We start from the raw sequence: 16,915 nt of genomic DNA, 5'->3' as shown, positions 1-16,915 counted from the left end.
CCGCAATCGACCACTCTGCCACCTCTCCAAAACTCCTTTATTAAGAAGCGCTTCCTTCCGAAAGCGGTGCAAAGGTACGTATTCTTTTTAAATCTGCAAGCATTCTGACGATTTTTTCACAAAATAATCGTATTTTTGCTTCGTAATTCAAATTGCAACAGCTAATCTCAATCATAAATCATAAATAGATAAATCGTAAAGATCAATGATATACCCTCAAAACTTTGAGCAAAAAATAGGATTTGACCAAATCAGACAACTACTGAAAGAAAAATGTCTCAGTACATTGGGAGAAGAAAGAGTGACAGATATGACTTTCTCTGACCAACACGATAAAGTGGAAGAGTTACTGAATCAAGTTATGGAGTTTGTCCGTATCATTCAAGAAGAAGACAGTTTTCCCGATCAATTCTTTTTTGATGTCCGTCCTTCACTAAAACGGGTAAGGATAGAAGGAATGTATTTGGACGAACAAGAACTGTTCGATTTGAGACGTTCACTTGAAACGATCCGTGACATCGTTCGCTTCCTCCATCGAAATGAAGAGGAGGAAGAGTCGGACTGCCCCTACCCCAGCCTTAAACGGCTGGCAGGAGATATTGCCGTATTCCCTCAATTGATAGGAAAAATAGACAGTATACTGAATAAATATGGCAAGATAAAGGATAACGCCTCCACAGAGCTGGCACGCATCCGTCGAGAATTGGCAAGCACGATGGGAAGCATTTCCCGTTCACTGAACAGTATACTGCGTAGCGCCCAATCCGAAGGATATGTAGATAAGGATGTAGTTCCCACCATGCGCGATGGCCGTCTGGTGATCCCCGTAGCCCCCGGACTGAAACGAAAAATAAAAGGTATCGTACACGATGAGTCCGCCAGCGGGAAAACCGTCTTTATCGAACCGGCAGAAGTAGTGGAAGCTAATAATCGTATCCGAGAACTGGAAGGAGACGAACGACGGGAAATCATCCGTATTCTTACAGAGTTCTCCAATGTATTGCGACCCTCCATCCCCGAAATACTCCAATCGTACGAATTTCTTGCCGAGATAGATTTCATCCGGGCGAAAAGCTACTTCGCCATACAGACCAACGCATTAAAACCGGCTCTTGAAAACGAACAATTGCTCGACTGGACAATGGCTGTACACCCGTTGTTGCAATTATCGCTTTCCAAACATGGAAAGAAAGTTGTTCCTCTTGACATCGAACTCAACCAGAAGCAACGTATTCTTATTATTTCCGGCCCTAATGCCGGCGGTAAATCCGTATGTCTCAAAACGGTAGGTCTGTTGCAATACATGTTGCAATGCGGAATGCCGGTTCCGATGCACGAACGCAGCCATGCCGGGATATTCAGTAACATATTTATCGACATCGGTGACGAACAGTCCATCGAAGATGATTTAAGTACCTACTCTTCTCACCTCACCAATATGAAAGTGATGATGAAAAGTTGTGATGGACACAGCCTCATCCTTATCGACGAATTCGGAGGTGGAACAGAACCACAGATAGGTGGGGCAATCGCAGAAGCGGTATTAAAGCGTTTCAATCAAAAAAAGACATTCGGAGTTATTACCACACATTATCAGAATCTTAAGCACTTTGCCGAGGATAATGAAGGGGTAGTAAACGGTGCCATGCTTTACGATCGCCACCTTATGCAGGCACTTTTCCAATTACAGATCGGTAATCCCGGTAGCTCGTTTGCTGTAGAAATTGCCCGCAAAATCGGATTACCGGAAGATGTCATTGCAGACGCTTCCGAAATTGTGGGCAGCGAATACATCAATGCAGACAAATATTTGCAAGATATCGTTCGTGACAAACGCTACTGGGAAGGAAAACGCCAGACCATTCGCCAAAGGGAGAAACACATGGAAGAGACCATCGCACGTTATCAGACAGAGATGGAAGAGTTGCAGAAATCCCGCAAGGAGATTATCCGTCAGGCTAAGGAAGAAGCTGAACGATTATTACAAGAATCAAATGCACGGATCGAAAACACGATACGTGCCATCAAAGAGGCACAGGCCGAAAAAGAGAAAACCCGGCTTGTCCGTCAGGAATTAAATGATTTCCGTGCTTCGGTAAACGAACTTGCTTCCAAAGAACAAGAGGACAAAATTGCCCGGAAGATGGAAAAGCTGAAGGAAAAGCAGAACCGGAAAAAGGAAAAGAAGCAGGTTTCTGAAAGTCAAACACCTTCACCGCACCCCCCTAAAATCACTCCGATTACCATTGGCGAACATGTAAAGATTAAAGGTCAAAGTGCCATAGGCGAAGTATTAGAAATCAACGGTAAAAACACCGCCGTAGTAGGTTTTGGAAGTATCAAGACAACAGTAAAATTAGACAGACTGGAACGCACCAATGCAGCTCCACAGAAACAAGAACCTGCAAAAAGTACATTTGTCAGTAGCCAGACGCACGACCAGATGTACGAAAAGAAACTTGGCTTCAAACAGGACATCGATGTACGCGGAATGAGGGGCGACGAAGCTTTACAGGCAGTTACCTATTTTATAGATGATGCCATCCTGGTAGGTATGGGACGCGTACGCATCCTGCACGGCACAGGAACAGGAATCTTGCGTACCCTGATCCGACAGTATCTGGATACAGTACCGGGAGTACGTCACTTTGCCGATGAACATGTACAATTCGGTGGTGCCGGAATTACAGTAGTAGATTTAGCTTAAAAGAAAACAAAAGCACAGGACAGCTTGTTCTCATTATAGTCGTGAGTAGCTTTCAAATTAATACTCATTAAAGAAAACCATTACCTTTGTCGTAGTGGTCTTCTTAAACAAAAAATAAAGCATGAAAAACAACCTGTTAAGTGAAAAATTAATTTATACGGGTGAGAGCCAGACTCCTACCCATCTGCATCTCTGTACATACAATCTCAATGAAATGCAGGAATCTTCAGGAACAAACTTTCATGAAGTCAGTAATTCACTGAACAATGAACGTATCAACTGGTTACAAGTACACGGTTTGAAAGACACAGAAACGATTCGTGAAATCTGCGAACATTTCGAAATAGACTTCCTTGTGCTGCAAGATATTTTAAATGCCGACCATCCTACCAAAATAGAAGAACATGATAAATACATCGTACTTATTCTAAAGCTCTTCCACCCTGCTAAAAAAGAAAATGAAAACGATCTGGATGAATTGGAGCAGCAACAGGTATGTATTATCTTAGGTGCAAACTATGTATTGACCTTTCTTGAAAGAGAGACTAATTTCTTTGACGACGTAAGTATAGCCTTGCGCAACGATGTATTAAAGATACGAAGCAGACAAAGCGATTATCTGTTGAGCGTACTCCTGAACAGCGTAATAGGGAATTATACTTCAATGGTCTCGGATATAGACGATGCACTTGAAGACCTTGAAGAAGAATTGCTCAGAATCAGTGACGGTGATGATATAGGCATTCAAATTCAATCTCTCAGACGCCAGTATATGTTGATGAAAAAATCCATATTTCCTCTAAAAGAACAATATATCAGACTGCTGAGAGGAGACAGTACATTGATGCATAAAGCCAACCGTGCCTTTTTCAATGATGTAAACGACCATTTGCAATTTGTTCTCCAGACAATTGAAATATGTCGTGAAACACTGTCATCTCTGGTAGACCTCTATATATCCAACAATGATTTACGGATGAACGATATTATGAAACGGCTGACAATCGTATCTACCATTTTTATACCGCTGACCTTTCTTGTCGGTGTGTGGGGGATGAATTTTAAGATGATGCCGGAACTGGACTGGAGATACGGATACTGTTTCGCTTGGGCATTAATGATCATTATAGGGATCATGGTCTATGCATTTTTCCGGAAAAAGAAATGGTATTAGGGGAGTTGAAAGTTGAGAGTTGAAAGTTTATTAGAAAGAATAACAAGAGTACAATAATATGAAGTCAATCAAAGAGTTATACCGTATTGGCACAGGTCCTTCCAGTAGTCATACGATGGGGCCGCGAAAAGCGGCTGAAATGTTTGTAACACGCCATCCGGATGCAGCAAAATTCAAAGTAACACTTTACGGGAGTCTGGCAGCTACAGGAAAAGGCCATATGACGGATGTCGCTATTATCGATACCCTCGAACCGACAGCACCGGTAGAAATTATATGGCAACCCAAAGTCTTTCTCCCTTTTCATCCGAACGGAATGACTTTTGCAGCTTTCGACACTGATGATAAGCTCATTGAAAACTGGACGGTATATAGTATCGGAGGAGGGGCATTAGCCGAAAACAGCGATACGCCTTCCATTGAAAGCCGTGATGTATACGGAATGAACAGCATGACGGAAATTTTAGAATGGTGCGAACGTAGTGGAAAAGGCTATTGGGAGTATGTAAAAGAGTGTGAGGACTCTGATATCTGGGATTACCTGAATGAGGTATGGAAAACAATGATAGACTCTATCCGTCGGGGATTGGAAGAAGAAGGGGTCCTGCCCGGTCCGTTAAACTTAAGAAGAAAGGCTTCCACTTATTATATACGTGCTACCGGATACAAACAATCGTTACAATCGCGCGGCCTTGTATTTGCATATGCATTGGCAGTCAGCGAAGAAAATGCATCCGGCGGAAAAATTGTAACTGCGCCCACTTGCGGCTCTTGTGGTGTAATGCCCGCAGTGCTCTATCATTTATACAAAAGTCGTGATTTTAGCGATATACGTATCTTACGCGCATTAGCCACAGCCGGCCTTGTAGGAAACATTGTAAAATTCAATGCTTCTATCTCCGGAGCAGAAGTAGGCTGTCAGGGAGAAGTAGGCGTAGCCTGTGCCATGGCATCAGCAGCAGCCAACCAATTATTCGGCGGTAGCCCTGCCCAGATAGAATATGCTGCCGAAATGGGCTTGGAGCATCACTTAGGAATGACCTGCGACCCCGTTTGCGGATTAGTGCAAATCCCTTGCATTGAGCGCAACGCCTATGCCGCCGCACGTGCACTGGATGCCAACCTCTACTCTTCATTCACAGATGGCATGCACCGCGTTTCTTTCGACAAGGTGGTACAAGTAATGAAGCAAACAGGACACGATCTCCCCTCCCTCTATAAAGAAACAAGTGAAGGAGGACTGGCAAAAGATTACGAATTTAGCTAAAAGAGGATTATTAAAGAAAGGGGACAACGGGAATAAGAAGAATAAAGGGAAATGGGAGAAGTACTTTGCATCATGATAGCGCAATCACTTCTCCCATCTCAACTCTCCCCTCTCCCATTATTCCACGTCCGGCCAGTGTGTGTCATCCGCATCGGTAATATCCTTTTCAAGAAGGAGACCTCCATATGCGGAGTAATACAAAGCACGTTCCTGTGCACCTCTCTGAACTTCAAAGACAAATTCTTCCGACTTATGCGGAAAGGTTAGCTTAGTAAGGTTGTCAATCACCCAATCACCGTAACCACTCTCCTCGTAAGCCGTATTGACGGCTGCGGGTAGCTGTTCACGAAAAATCTCCATCTCCGTCATGATCCAATTGGCATTTGCATCAAACCACACATCCAGTTCCGACCCATTTACCCAACAATCAGCTACATAATAAACACCCTTCTGACTCCATTCTATATCCTGTACATCAGGATAAAGTTGCTTTAACGCTGTAATAATGTCCTGATTAGGTGGCATATAATCATCATCGTTGTCACAAGCACTGAAAGAAAACAGGATTATCGCCAACATTACGGCTCCTAAATAATATTTAAATTTCATCATCTCTAAAATTATATTGGTCAAGGTTCTATATCTTACAATCAATCATCCGCTTTACGGAACTTACCATTCTTATCAAACTTAAAAGTCAAATCGGTATTCAGTTCTACTTCATACCCTTTACGGTCCCGTTCGATCTTAGTAACGAACTCAGTAGTGAAATTATTCGTCTTCAAATAGTTACTGACGAAAGAGGGGATAATCGTTGCCGGTACCTTTCCCTTTTTAGCATCCACTTCCTGCCAATTCCCTTTGCCATCAAAATCAATTTCGATACCATTGGTCAATAAAACTTCGTACTTCTTAGATAAAACCTCGCTGTCTATTTTAATATGGGCCACTTGGGGTTTGGTGAAATGCTGGTTAATGAAATTGCGTGCCGACAGTGGCAACTGGTTAATATCCTTAGTAATCACATCACCGGCAAATGCAAACTGAACGGCTACGATAGCCATCACAAGAACAGATAAAATTTTCTTCATAATCGTTATTTTTTAATGTTAATAATATAGTTTCCTATGTTTTTATAATGCAAATAACGATAGTGATTCTGGAAAGATTTAGGAATAACAGAGTGAGATCACATTTTTCAGTTTCTTTAACTATCAACAGAATGAAAACAGCATAGTGTCAATACATGTCGAATCAGCCTGCATATTCACAGATTCCGTCAAAAGAACCAACTTTTCATTTTGGGCAGTAAGTATTAAAACAACTATCGCCAGCAAAGAAAAAGAAAAAATTTAGATATTATTCATAAGATGTCAGTTCAGCATCCTCATTCCTCTTATAAATCATAACATTTATTGACTCCGCTAAAATACGAAAGGCAACCTGACGGTTGCCTTTCAATTGTTTTAAAAAGTATTACATTTGTGTAAATCCATTGTCACGAATGCATTAGAAGGCTTAAACACCCTCTTCATCATAAATTTCTTCCAATAACTCTTCCCGTGCCATCGTCATTTTACCATCAGCAGTAATCGTTATGGAAATAGGAACATACAAGTCCGTCTGCGGATAACACACACTGGCAGCATATACAATTCCTTGCGGGGTAGTCTTGTTGTATACCATTCCTTCCAAAATAGACTTTGCCAAAAAGTCCTCTCCTACTATTGAAACAAAATTTCTCTTTGTAAAAGTCATATTGAAGATTTGCTCATTGCCACGCGTTAAACGAAGCTGAATCTTATTATCAACAAACTGATTCCCCCTATCATCTTTTACCAACGGCAAATCCTCATCCGGAGTGCGTGATATAAAAGAGTGATAATCCTTACCTTTAAACTTGATATCAACATCCGCCTTCGATACCTGCATACGTTGTAAGCCACGTGCATCAACGCTATCCTGCATAATCAGCAATGATTTTTCTTCTGCTTTCTTATTTCCACCACAAGCGGTAATAACAATGAAAAAGCAATAGGCAAGCAGGTATATGAGTTTCTTCATAATTTATCCGTTCTTTAATTACGATGACAAAGGAACAAAAAGAGACGGAAATACACAAATGTTCGGAGTTGAAAGTTGATTACTTCCTCTCTCTCCGCCCCTCCTTCATCCGTTGTTCACGTTCGGACTGTTTCTTCGTATAAGAAGCATATTGCTCTTCCGTCATAATCTTTTGTAACTGTGCATTATACTCGTCATTGGCGTTTTTCATTTCCGCACGCATCTTTTCCCGCTCTTCCTTTGTCATCTGGGGAGCTTTTTTCCCGTCTTTCTTTCCATTTACATCTGGACGCATAGACATACGGGTATCCATTTTTTCACACCGTGCCAGATTCACCTCCAACAATTGTTTCTTCTGCACATCATTCAAGGAATACTCTTTTACCATACGTTCCGTCATCTTTTCCGCCCGTTCTGCCGGAGTCATCTTTTTATGTTCTCCACGCTGACCTTGAGCCATAACCACCCCACCTATCATAAACAAGGCGATCATTAAAAATGCTATTCTTTTCATACTAACTTTCTCTTTTTGATAAAACTACTAAATCTATTTTTCTGTTGCAACTTTATATATGACCCAATAAAAAACGGGAAGTTTAATTCAACTTCCCGTTTTAACAATAAATAAGCGTAATCCTTCTGAAAACTAATCAATTTTCACAAAACGTCCGGATTCTCCTTTATCTGTACGAAGAATATACATACCGGCAGAAAGTTCGCATACGCTAAAAGATATGCCACGATATACCAAATTCTTCACTAAACTACCACCTACACTGTATATAAAAATGCGTGTTCCCCATTCGGCCGTTACATCTAATATATCTCTTGTCAACGTAGGAAAAATTTTCAATGTTCCTTCCTCAGCCGTTGTCTCTATATTACCGGTTCCTACGATAGCACCACTTTCAATCACCATCCATCCGACCTGATCGAGTGCAGAAGTTCCTGATGCTCCGGCCGACTTTTCACGTTGCTTCATAAAAGTAACCGCTTCCGAAGTTAAACCCGAATAACGGAGATTGGATGTAAAACTATCATTGCTCGTCAAAAGTGTACAATAGAATGCCGGATCAGTATAAGTTCCATCAAAAGATAGTTCTGCTTTATTACTCAATTCTCCCACTACCTCAGCAGTCTTTCCCACTTTTATTTTTTTGCCATTTACAACCGTCATACCCGGGACAATTGCAAAATAGCAAATATTCTCTCTGGAAAAGCTACCTGTCATACTCTTTTCACGTGTAAAATGCACTTCAAATCCCTCCTTTGTCACATTTCTGACTCGTGCAAAGGAAGGAGATGTCACTTTTGCAGAAGATGGAGATACAAAAACAACAGGTGCTTCCGTAAATGGCTTTGTAAAAGTCACTTTTTTCCACTCGTCATTAACACTTCTTACATCTCCCGCTTCAACATCTAAATCGCCCCACTTATAATTTCCTTTAGTGGCTACAATATAAGGAGCATTTTCCGCTTTAGGCAGTTCTGTTACATTCTGATATTCCCACGGAGTAAATTTGAAACGAAACCCATTAGTCGAAGTTCCCTGAAGATGATAACTTAGCAGCGTTCTCGTAGCAGAAGAAAATCCGCCAAATACAACAGCAGGAGTAGTGCTATAAGCTGCTCCGTCTTCAAAAAAGAAATATTTCCACACCAGATCGGAAAGTGTAGCTACCCCATAACGAACATCCGAAGTGCCTTTCACAATAGGTACATCAACCACCATTTCATTAGAATATTTCTCTTCCGAACCGGATTTAATCTTCACACGATATGTATAGGCATGTGATTCCGTCGGCTTCAACTCTTCCGAATACTGATTTTTCAATTGTCCCACTCCTGAGATCAGTTCTTCAAATTCCCCGTCATCCGTTTTACGCTCCAATACATATTCATCTGTAAGTTCACCATTGTAATCCGTCCAGGATACTTCCACGGCGCGTGAATTCATATTGTACGAAGCTTCCAATTCCGGAGTCACCACCTGATATGTAGGCACTACAGCTTTCAAAGGATTATAGGCCATCGGAGCATGAAGATCACGATAATACTCACCAGCGGGGGTCAACTTTTGGTCGATGGCACCGCCTGCCGTATAGTTCCCGTTATCATCTTTTCCTACCACCAATGCACGTTCGTCACCTACCCAATTATAAATGGAATAACGTTCGATAAAGCTACATGTATCCAAGACATTTAAGATACCCTTTAAATCGGTCAATTGCTTCTGTTGTTTACTGGCTTCATCAGCAGGCCAAGTCTCGTGCGTCCAGTTAGCACCATTGTTCCATTCTGTAATCCAGATAGGAAGTCCTGTTCGGTCGTGAATCGCCTTTAGCTTCTGATACCATTTTTCCGGTGAGATATTGCCATTGCCGTCCGTTACCACCTGTGCACCTCCGGAACCACCCCAATAAGCATGTACAGCTACATAGTCCACCCGGTAATTGCGTTTCTTACACTCATCCAGAAAGCTATACAACCAATTCAAATTATCGGCTATGGCAGGAGTACCCAAACGAAGTCCCGACTCCATCATTTGCGGCCATTGCCCGATCGCTTTTTCTACCGATGCATTGGCTTGTTCCGGTCTGTCCGGCTCATTATATCCCAAAAGATGGGTTACATTCGATTTCGAGTTGATCTCAGCAAATCCGGGCCATCCCCAATTCTGCTTAATAGGAACAAACTCCGCATCATTCAGCGACTCCCGGTCGGCACTCCAAGAATAATACCAAGTAGATGCCGTCAGATCTATCTCATTGTAACATCCCGCACCGGACGAACACCATCCCTTCTTGGATACCCATTCCCATCTGAAACAACGGATATAGGAAACCTTGCCATTCAATTCGTGCGGAAGAACCGGAATATCAATATCCTCATTGTCGGCAATGAACACACGGCTGTATCCCTGTCCGTTGGATTCATTGGCCAATGTCGCCATATATCCTCTTTTCAATTTGAAAGACCGGATGGCATTATCAAACGACTCCAAATCCTGATAGCAGGAATCTACGAGATACGTACGGTTCTCCCCCGAATAATTTTCGCCCGTGAAAACCTGCAACGGTTCATAGTTCTCATCCTGAGGTATGATGACAGTACCATGGAGAAAAACATCCACCCGACTATTTTTACCCGGTTGCAAGACTTCTCCCGACACCTTTATCATGGAAGCATATTTCTCTATAACCTCAGAAGGGCGTACATTGTCGAAGAAGAGCCATGCATCCTGCGAAACCAGATTGACTGAGGCATTTTTCAAGGGAATTTCTCCGGTCATATGCATGTCTATCGTCCCGCTCAATTCCTTGTTTTCATTCTCTATGGATACAACAGTCTGTGTCTCCCTCGCAAAGAGGGAGACACATGAACATAGTAATGCAAATAATATAACACTAAAAAATCTCATACACTATTCAATCTTTACAGGACCACTTTTTTAGTCACATTTCCTACTTTCACAATGTATACACCTTTAGCTTGTCCGGCCATCGGTATCATCATCTTATCAGATTGTGCTACATCCGACTTCTGCAAATTTCCTGCAATATCGTACACAGTCACCTGATCGCCGGCAGACACTCCGCCTACCAAAATATTCACACCGAGTTTGCGAACCGACATACTGTTGGCATTCATGGAAGCAATGCCAGATGCGGTTCCTTTCTGGAATACTACGTCATCATAGTCGATATACACATTTTCATTCTGAGGTTTTCCATCGCCTTCCCCACCGGCACCATCCATACCTAGACAAATAATCATCTTAGTTTCAGAGTCTGTCTTGATGCCTGATGTAGAAAAAACTTTCCAATCGCACGTTTCATGAGGAATCTGTTGTTCATAAATCATGGCACCTTTCACAGTTCCTCCTTTATCATTTGTTGAAGCCTCGTATACACGAATATGACGTTTAGCATCTTGTTTGTCTCTCGTACCACCCGCGTTCACACGATAAATGCAAGAAAGAGAATAGGTTTCTCCGGGAACAACACTTACCGTCTGCTGAATACCATCCGAATCAAACCAGCCATTCCAGAAATAGCGTTGAAAACGAAGATATTGATAATTATCATCTGTTATCAAATCCCCTCCTTCACCGGACATATCAGCATCCTCTATGTCTTTGATAAAGGCAAACGTGTTCCACTCATCTTGCCCTGCATTATTAAATGTTCCACTTACAATAGCGTTATCCAAACCATCGACATCTCTCTTAAGATCCCATCCTTCGATGACTTCAGGACACATTATGTCTGAATGATTAAATGCTGTATAGCCGGCCTCAAAATCACCGTTTTTTAACAGATTTCCCTCTTTTTGCTGTGCAAATACAGCAGTCATTGAAAAAAGAGTACAAGTTCCCCAAAGTAATAATTTCGCTTTCATGATAGTTAAAATATTAATTAAACAATTCTATTATTTTAAGCAGTTCCCCGGCAGAAAATCCGCCGGAGACTGTTGTTTATTATTTCTAAAATTCCGGCATTGAATTAGCCGATTCACTCCATCCCGGGTTCTGATATAAGGCACCGTCACCGCAAAGAGAGAATTGCTTAATAGGCACATAACCTAAATAATAAGCGTAATACCATCCCAAACCACTGAAAGCATCCGAGGTTCTTTGTATTTCAAAAGGACGCAGATAATTACTCAATTCCGGCGAAGACACTACGGACTTGGTATTATCCGGATCGGCAGGCAATCGTTTGTAGGAGTAAACCGGAAGTTGCTTCCCATCATCTCCCCACAATTTAAAGCCTTCGATGTGATATTTATTTTCTTTCAACTGATCCATAGAGCGCCAACGGCACAAGTCCATATAGCGCATGCCCATCCCTATCAACTCACAACGGCGTTCACGACGAATGCAATACAATACTTTATCGCTTAATACCGCCCCGGCAGAATAGGCTCCCCAATCATACGCCTGATCTTTCAAAGCCGTCTCCTTTGCCATATCGGTTGCATCGATCGTTTCCTGAATGGAAGCAGTGATCAAGGCATGTTTCTGACGAAGTTCATTCCAATACTGTTCTATCTTATCCGTATGCCAGTCACCCGATGCCAGATAACGGGCTTCGATGTAATTCAAATAAGCCTCGGCAGCCATGAATACAGGAGAACCCAAGAAAGTTCCATACTGATCATTCTCCTCTTTGTCTTTCGAATTGCCCATCCGTAGCATGTACCCTGTCGGATTCTTAGTATCCCCTGTAATCGTCGGATTTGCAGGCTCTACTATTTGTCCGGACGAGCCTAAGTTAGAAGTGAGGTTTACAAAGTAATTCACCTGTCCCGGCTCTTTCAGAAAGACATTAATACGTGCATCCCGATTCTTGCGGACATTGGCTATACCTTCGTCGTTGTAGGTAAAAGATGAAGAATAGATCGGTTTACCGTCACTCATCAAATAACTTTCGATCATTCCTCTTGTAGTACCGGTGCCATTATTCATCAGTTGTGCATGATAACCCACACTATGACCAACCGACAATGCACGGCTATACTGTCTCCACATAATAACTTCGCTATATCCTTTCATGTCTTCGGTAGCATACATATCCATGTATGGATTGCTGGATTCACTGGCACTTTGCTGTACATTTCCCGTATTTTGTACCAATGCATATTTTCCAGCGATAGAATCGGCAGCTTCATAAGCCCGTTTCAAGAAATAATCAATCTCTGCTTGATAACTCCCGGCTGGAAATGTATAATTAGGGTACATATCTTTTCCCGGCCATTTATCTCCTCCCGGTACATATTCCTTGTGATATTTCAGCCATGTAGCTTCAAACAGCGCTACTCTCGATTTCAGGAAAATAGCCGCATCTTCCGATATACGCGTCTTATTAGCATCCGGATTGGCTCCCGACATTAAATAAGAAGCCATATCCAGATTATTTAAGATAAAACGTGCCACCTCATTACGCGGAGAACGTTTACTTTCTTTTATCAAAACCTCTTCCTGATCTGGCAATATTTGAGTAATAATCGGATAATCTCCGAACATCTGGTATCGCTTAAAATATTCATAGGCCCGGAGAAAATAAATTTCTCCAATATAATGACGGATATACTCTTCATTACCGGAAAGATTGCCGGAAGCATATTTCGGAAGTACCTCCTGCAAAAAGTAGTTACAGCTACGTATGTTTTCAAAATAATAGTCTCCATTATCCATACCGGTACGCAGGTTTCCTATATACTTTGAATCAGCTTTACTCTTCACCATGTTATCCGTTCCTGCATCGCCACCAAAAATGCCATAACTGTATATACCGCCATGTGAAGGCAATATTCCGTATAAGCCATTTACATAAGTTGCCAATTCATTTTCTTCATTCAAATAAAGTTCCGGTGGGATATCCGATGGAGGAGTTATATCCAGATAATCATTACATGAAGTCAATAGTACACCGGAGCAGGTAGCAATACCCACCAACCATTTAAAGCTAAGTTTATATCTATTTTTCATTGTTCTACTGTATTAAAATTAAAGTGTAATGCTTAAGCCGAAAGAAATGACTTTAGATAACGGATAAGCCTCACCGATATTCTTATTCTTTCCATCACCATTACCGCCATCCACTGTTTCCGGATCGAACATACTGGCCATTTTGGTTCCTACCCACAAATTTTCACCGGAAACATAAACTCTCAATCTGGACACATTGAACTTCTGAGTCCATCTCAAAGGCAGAGTATACCCCAATTGAACATTTTTCAGACGAATATAAGCTCCACTCTGCAAATATCGGGACTGACAATATTGATTTTTGTTCAAGTGTTTATCACCGCCGCCACCCGGCTGTGCCCCAAAATAAGGACGAGGATAGTATGCACCTGGATTATCCTCCGACCAATAGTCTAAATGGTCATAAAAACAAGTGGATTTACGGGCATCTCCTGTTGCTCCCCAGAACAGCCAGCTATCCTGCCAGTAATCCCGCTTCATCACTCCCTGAAAGAATGCACTGAAATCAAATCCTTTCCAATCAGCTCCCAGATTAATTCCAAACTGATACCGAGGAGTCTTATTTCCTATTTTCTTATAATCCCCATGATCTGCCAATGTATATTCTCCACTATTTATTTCACCGTCACCATCCAAATCGGCATACATAATATCACCGGCATTCCAGTCATCACCCAATCCAGATTGTCCTTTCCGAGGTTCAGCCGGCCATACTCCATGTGTATTATAATAATTCTGGTCGAGTTGATCCAAATGCCGTTCCATCTCTTCTTTACTTTGGGCAATCCCTACCGTCTCATATCCATAAATATCGCCTAAATACTCTCCTTCGATGTACCCTCCTAAATTTCCGGTCGGATTATTCAGATATTTCACAACTTTTGAACGGGCATCTGATAAGGAGAATCCAATGTTATAACCCAAACCGTTACTCAAACGATCCTGCCATTTAACGGCCAATTCAAAACCGGACGTACACATATCCGCACTATTCACATCAGGAACGGCTATTCCCAATACAATCGGCAATTCCAAGCCTTTTGCTACCATTCCAGTAGTAGTACGCTGAAAATAGTCGAAAGAACCTGTCAACCTATTATTGAATGCTCCGAAATCGAGACCGATATTCCAGCTTTTCACACGTTCCCATGTCAATATCGTACTGATCATTTTCGGCTGGGTTGTCGTGTTAGTCTTCTGGCCATTCTGCAACCAATCACCATTATTAGCTTTCACTTCAAGCACTTCATAAGTCGGATACCAACCATTCGTATTCTGATTTCCCAATTCTCCGTAAGAACCTCTAACCTTCAACATGCCAATATAAGGTTCAATCGACTCCCAATATTGCTCACGGGCCATATTATATCCTAATGAGAAAGAAGGATATAAGTCCCAGCGCTGATTGCTACGGAAACGTGAACTTCCATCATAACGCAAATTTACTTCTGCCAGATAGATGCCTTTATAGTCATAATTGGCACGTCCGAAAAAAGCTGCAGTAGCCCAACGGTTATATTTACCTCCTGCCGAAGGATGTTTATCCTCTCCATTCAGTAATTTGTCCGTCATTGCATTCTCATAAGGAAAATCATTGCTGATAAACCCATATTTAGTATGTTCATCATAATCCTGACGCAATCCTTCTGCCTGGAAACCAAACATCACTTTCATATTATGAACTTCGGCAAAACTATGAGAATAATCCGTATAGGCATTTATATTCATATAATTCTCACGGGTATGACGCCTATTCAGCGTTCCCGCTCCCGACTGCTCTATCGGAGTACCATCCGTATAATAGCTTTGGGTCAGGAACCATGTCTCTCTCACGGCCGAATTATATATTCTATAATTAGCTTCCAGATGCGTTGTCCATCCCTTAATCGGTTCAATGATAAGAGCGCCCTGCATATAAAGTTCATCATTCTGGGAAATATATCTTCCACCTTGGTCCAGCTTCATGACCTCCTGAAAGAGTCCTCCGAAAATATTGCCGTAAGGATCGCGGAAAGGAGTGGTCGGCCATCCGTTCATGCTCAAATTATCATAAAGAGAACCGCTCAAAGACGAAGGTCTGTCGTAATCTTTACGGATAAATCGCGTATTTACATCCAGTCGCACCCATTTGGACAGCTCCGCATTAAATTTAGCCGTCATGGTGTAACGTTTCAGTTTATCGGAAGACACGTTACAAAGTCCAGATTGATCCAGATAATTGGCAGATGCATAGTATCCGATCTTATCCGTACCGCCACTTACACTCATGTTGTGTTCCTGCGAGAACGCCCAATCTTTATACACAATATCATACCAGTCCGTATTTGCAGAATAGTTATTCCATTGATTCGACCAATACTTGGAGTTACCGGAATCCGGTACCATATCCACCGCACCTTCCTGTCCATTCACCGTTGCATAAATACGGTCCATCACCTCTTGTTGGAAATAATCTCCGCTTCCTGCATTTCTACTGGCCTCATTATAATAATTGGCAAACGTCCACGAATCTACCATATCCGGAATACGCGTAGGACTACCCCAGCGGAAGTTATTATTGTAAGTAACCACAGCCTTTCCCTGACGTCCCTTCTTCGTAGTAACAAGAATTACCCCATATGGTGCACGTGAACCATAAATAGAAGCAGCAGCCGCATCTTTCAATACGGATACATTCTCAATATCCTGCGGATTGATAGAATTGATATCCCCTTCCATGCCATCGATTAGAATTAACGGATCGGCAGAGGCGGAGCCCAATGTGTTCGCACCACGAATTCGGATGCTTGCACTTTTATCCAGCGCTCCGGAATTAGACGTAATCTGCAATCCCGGAACCGCCCCTTGCAGAGCCTGCACAGCATTGATCACCGGACGATCCTCCATCACTTTGGCATCTACCATCGATACCGCCCCCGTCAGATTCACTTTCTTCTGCGTACCGAATCCCACTACTACCACCTCATCCAGTGACTTCGCGTCATCTTTTAATATAATATTGAAATTCGTTTTCCGTCCGACTGTTATTTCCTGAGTCTGATACCCCAAGTAACTTATAACCAGTACATCGCCAGAGCGAACCGACAATGTAAAATTACCGTCAATGTCGGATATAATTCCATTTGTCGTACCCTTCACAACAACATTCGCCCCGATCACCGGTTCTCCTGCAACATCCTTTATAACACCTGTAACTTTAACTGTTCCTTG

Annotated in this window: 11 protein-coding genes; 3 read left to right on the top strand and 8 right to left on the bottom strand. The window is 42.1% G+C overall.

Annotated features, from left to right (window positions below):
• The first annotated feature begins 205 nt into the window (after positions 1-205).
• From QVP90_RS12345 to QVP90_RS12335, 3 genes are all read left to right on the top strand, one after another.
• Positions 206-2,707, top strand: a complete 2,502-nt coding sequence (locus tag QVP90_RS12345) for an endonuclease MutS2 (protein ID WP_005924257.1) — start codon at positions 206-208, stop codon at positions 2,705-2,707.
• Positions 2,708-2,828: 121 nt separating this feature from the next.
• Positions 2,829-3,881, top strand: coding sequence for a magnesium/cobalt transporter CorA (corA, locus tag QVP90_RS12340; RefSeq protein ID WP_021936610.1), 1,053 nt, complete (start codon positions 2,829-2,831; stop codon positions 3,879-3,881).
• A 58-nt stretch (positions 3,882-3,939) separates the two neighbouring features.
• Positions 3,940-5,148, top strand: a complete 1,209-nt coding sequence (locus QVP90_RS12335; protein WP_005924263.1) for an L-serine ammonia-lyase — start codon at positions 3,940-3,942, stop codon at positions 5,146-5,148.
• 117 nt (positions 5,149-5,265) lie between these two features.
• On the opposite strand, the gene QVP90_RS12330 is transcribed toward QVP90_RS12335, so the two are convergent.
• The 8 genes from QVP90_RS12330 to QVP90_RS12295 form a co-directional block, all read right to left on the bottom strand.
• A complete protein-coding gene (locus tag QVP90_RS12330; RefSeq protein ID WP_025819629.1) occupies positions 5,266-5,760 on the bottom strand; it encodes a PepSY-like domain-containing protein in 495 nt (164 codons plus the stop codon).
• A gap of 38 nt (positions 5,761-5,798) precedes the next feature.
• Complete coding sequence (locus QVP90_RS12325; protein ID WP_007478221.1) at positions 5,799-6,239, bottom strand: PepSY-like domain-containing protein; 441 nt, start codon at positions 6,237-6,239, stop codon at positions 5,799-5,801.
• Positions 6,240-6,666: 427 nt separating this feature from the next.
• The gene (locus QVP90_RS12320; protein ID WP_005924272.1) at positions 6,667-7,212 is read right to left on the bottom strand and encodes a DUF4738 domain-containing protein; all 546 of its coding nucleotides are present in this window, start codon (positions 7,210-7,212) and stop codon (positions 6,667-6,669) included.
• 79 nt (positions 7,213-7,291) lie between these two features.
• Entirely contained in the window at positions 7,292-7,726 is a 435-nt protein-coding gene (locus QVP90_RS12315; protein ID WP_021936609.1) for a DUF4890 domain-containing protein, read from the bottom strand.
• A gap of 132 nt (positions 7,727-7,858) precedes the next feature.
• The gene (locus QVP90_RS12310) at positions 7,859-10,633 is read right to left on the bottom strand and encodes a glycosyl hydrolase (RefSeq protein WP_021936608.1); all 2,775 of its coding nucleotides are present in this window, start codon (positions 10,631-10,633) and stop codon (positions 7,859-7,861) included.
• Between the two features lie 14 nt (positions 10,634-10,647).
• Positions 10,648-11,613 carry a T9SS type A sorting domain-containing protein gene (locus QVP90_RS12305; protein ID WP_021936607.1) on the bottom strand — a complete coding sequence of 322 codons (966 nt, stop codon included), beginning with the start codon at positions 11,611-11,613 and terminating at the stop codon, positions 10,648-10,650.
• Positions 11,614-11,698: 85 nt separating this feature from the next.
• Positions 11,699-13,705: a RagB/SusD family nutrient uptake outer membrane protein gene (locus QVP90_RS12300; RefSeq protein WP_021936606.1), complete on the bottom strand. Its 2,007-nt coding sequence runs from the start codon at positions 13,703-13,705 to the stop codon at positions 11,699-11,701.
• A gap of 18 nt (positions 13,706-13,723) precedes the next feature.
• Positions 13,724-16,915: SusC/RagA family TonB-linked outer membrane protein (locus QVP90_RS12295; RefSeq protein WP_288204426.1), on the bottom strand; the 3,192-nt coding region annotated here is incomplete at its 5' end.

Source organism: Bacteroides sp. CAG:189 (genome assembly GCF_000432295.1).
Classification (GTDB): Bacteria; Bacteroidota; Bacteroidia; order Bacteroidales; family Bacteroidaceae; genus Bacteroides; species Bacteroides salyersiae.
Note: the sequence above shows the minus strand (reverse complement) of the source record. Positions and strands in the feature narration are given on the sequence as shown.

What these genes read in the sequence shown, in the direction of transcription:
- QVP90_RS12315 (WP_021936609.1), bottom strand. Translation starts at nt 7,726, where the DNA reads ATGAAAAGAATAGCATTTTTAATGATCGCCTTGTTTATGATAGGTGGG.
- QVP90_RS12330 (WP_025819629.1), bottom strand. Translation starts at nt 5,760, where the DNA reads ATGATGAAATTTAAATATTATTTAGGAGCCGTAATGTTGGCGATAATC.
- QVP90_RS12300 (WP_021936606.1), bottom strand. Translation starts at nt 13,705, where the DNA reads ATGAAAAATAGATATAAACTTAGCTTTAAATGGTTGGTGGGTATTGCT.
- QVP90_RS12325 (WP_007478221.1), bottom strand. Translation starts at nt 6,239, where the DNA reads ATGAAGAAAATTTTATCTGTTCTTGTGATGGCTATCGTAGCCGTTCAG.
- QVP90_RS12345 (WP_005924257.1), top strand. Translation starts at nt 206, where the DNA reads ATGATATACCCTCAAAACTTTGAGCAAAAAATAGGATTTGACCAAATC.
- QVP90_RS12310 (WP_021936608.1), bottom strand. Translation starts at nt 10,633, where the DNA reads ATGAGATTTTTTAGTGTTATATTATTTGCATTACTATGTTCATGTGTC.
- QVP90_RS12335 (WP_005924263.1), top strand. Translation starts at nt 3,940, where the DNA reads ATGAAGTCAATCAAAGAGTTATACCGTATTGGCACAGGTCCTTCCAGT.
- corA (WP_021936610.1), top strand. Translation starts at nt 2,829, where the DNA reads ATGAAAAACAACCTGTTAAGTGAAAAATTAATTTATACGGGTGAGAGC.
- QVP90_RS12305 (WP_021936607.1), bottom strand. Translation starts at nt 11,613, where the DNA reads ATGAAAGCGAAATTATTACTTTGGGGAACTTGTACTCTTTTTTCAATG.
- QVP90_RS12320 (WP_005924272.1), bottom strand. Translation starts at nt 7,212, where the DNA reads ATGAAGAAACTCATATACCTGCTTGCCTATTGCTTTTTCATTGTTATT.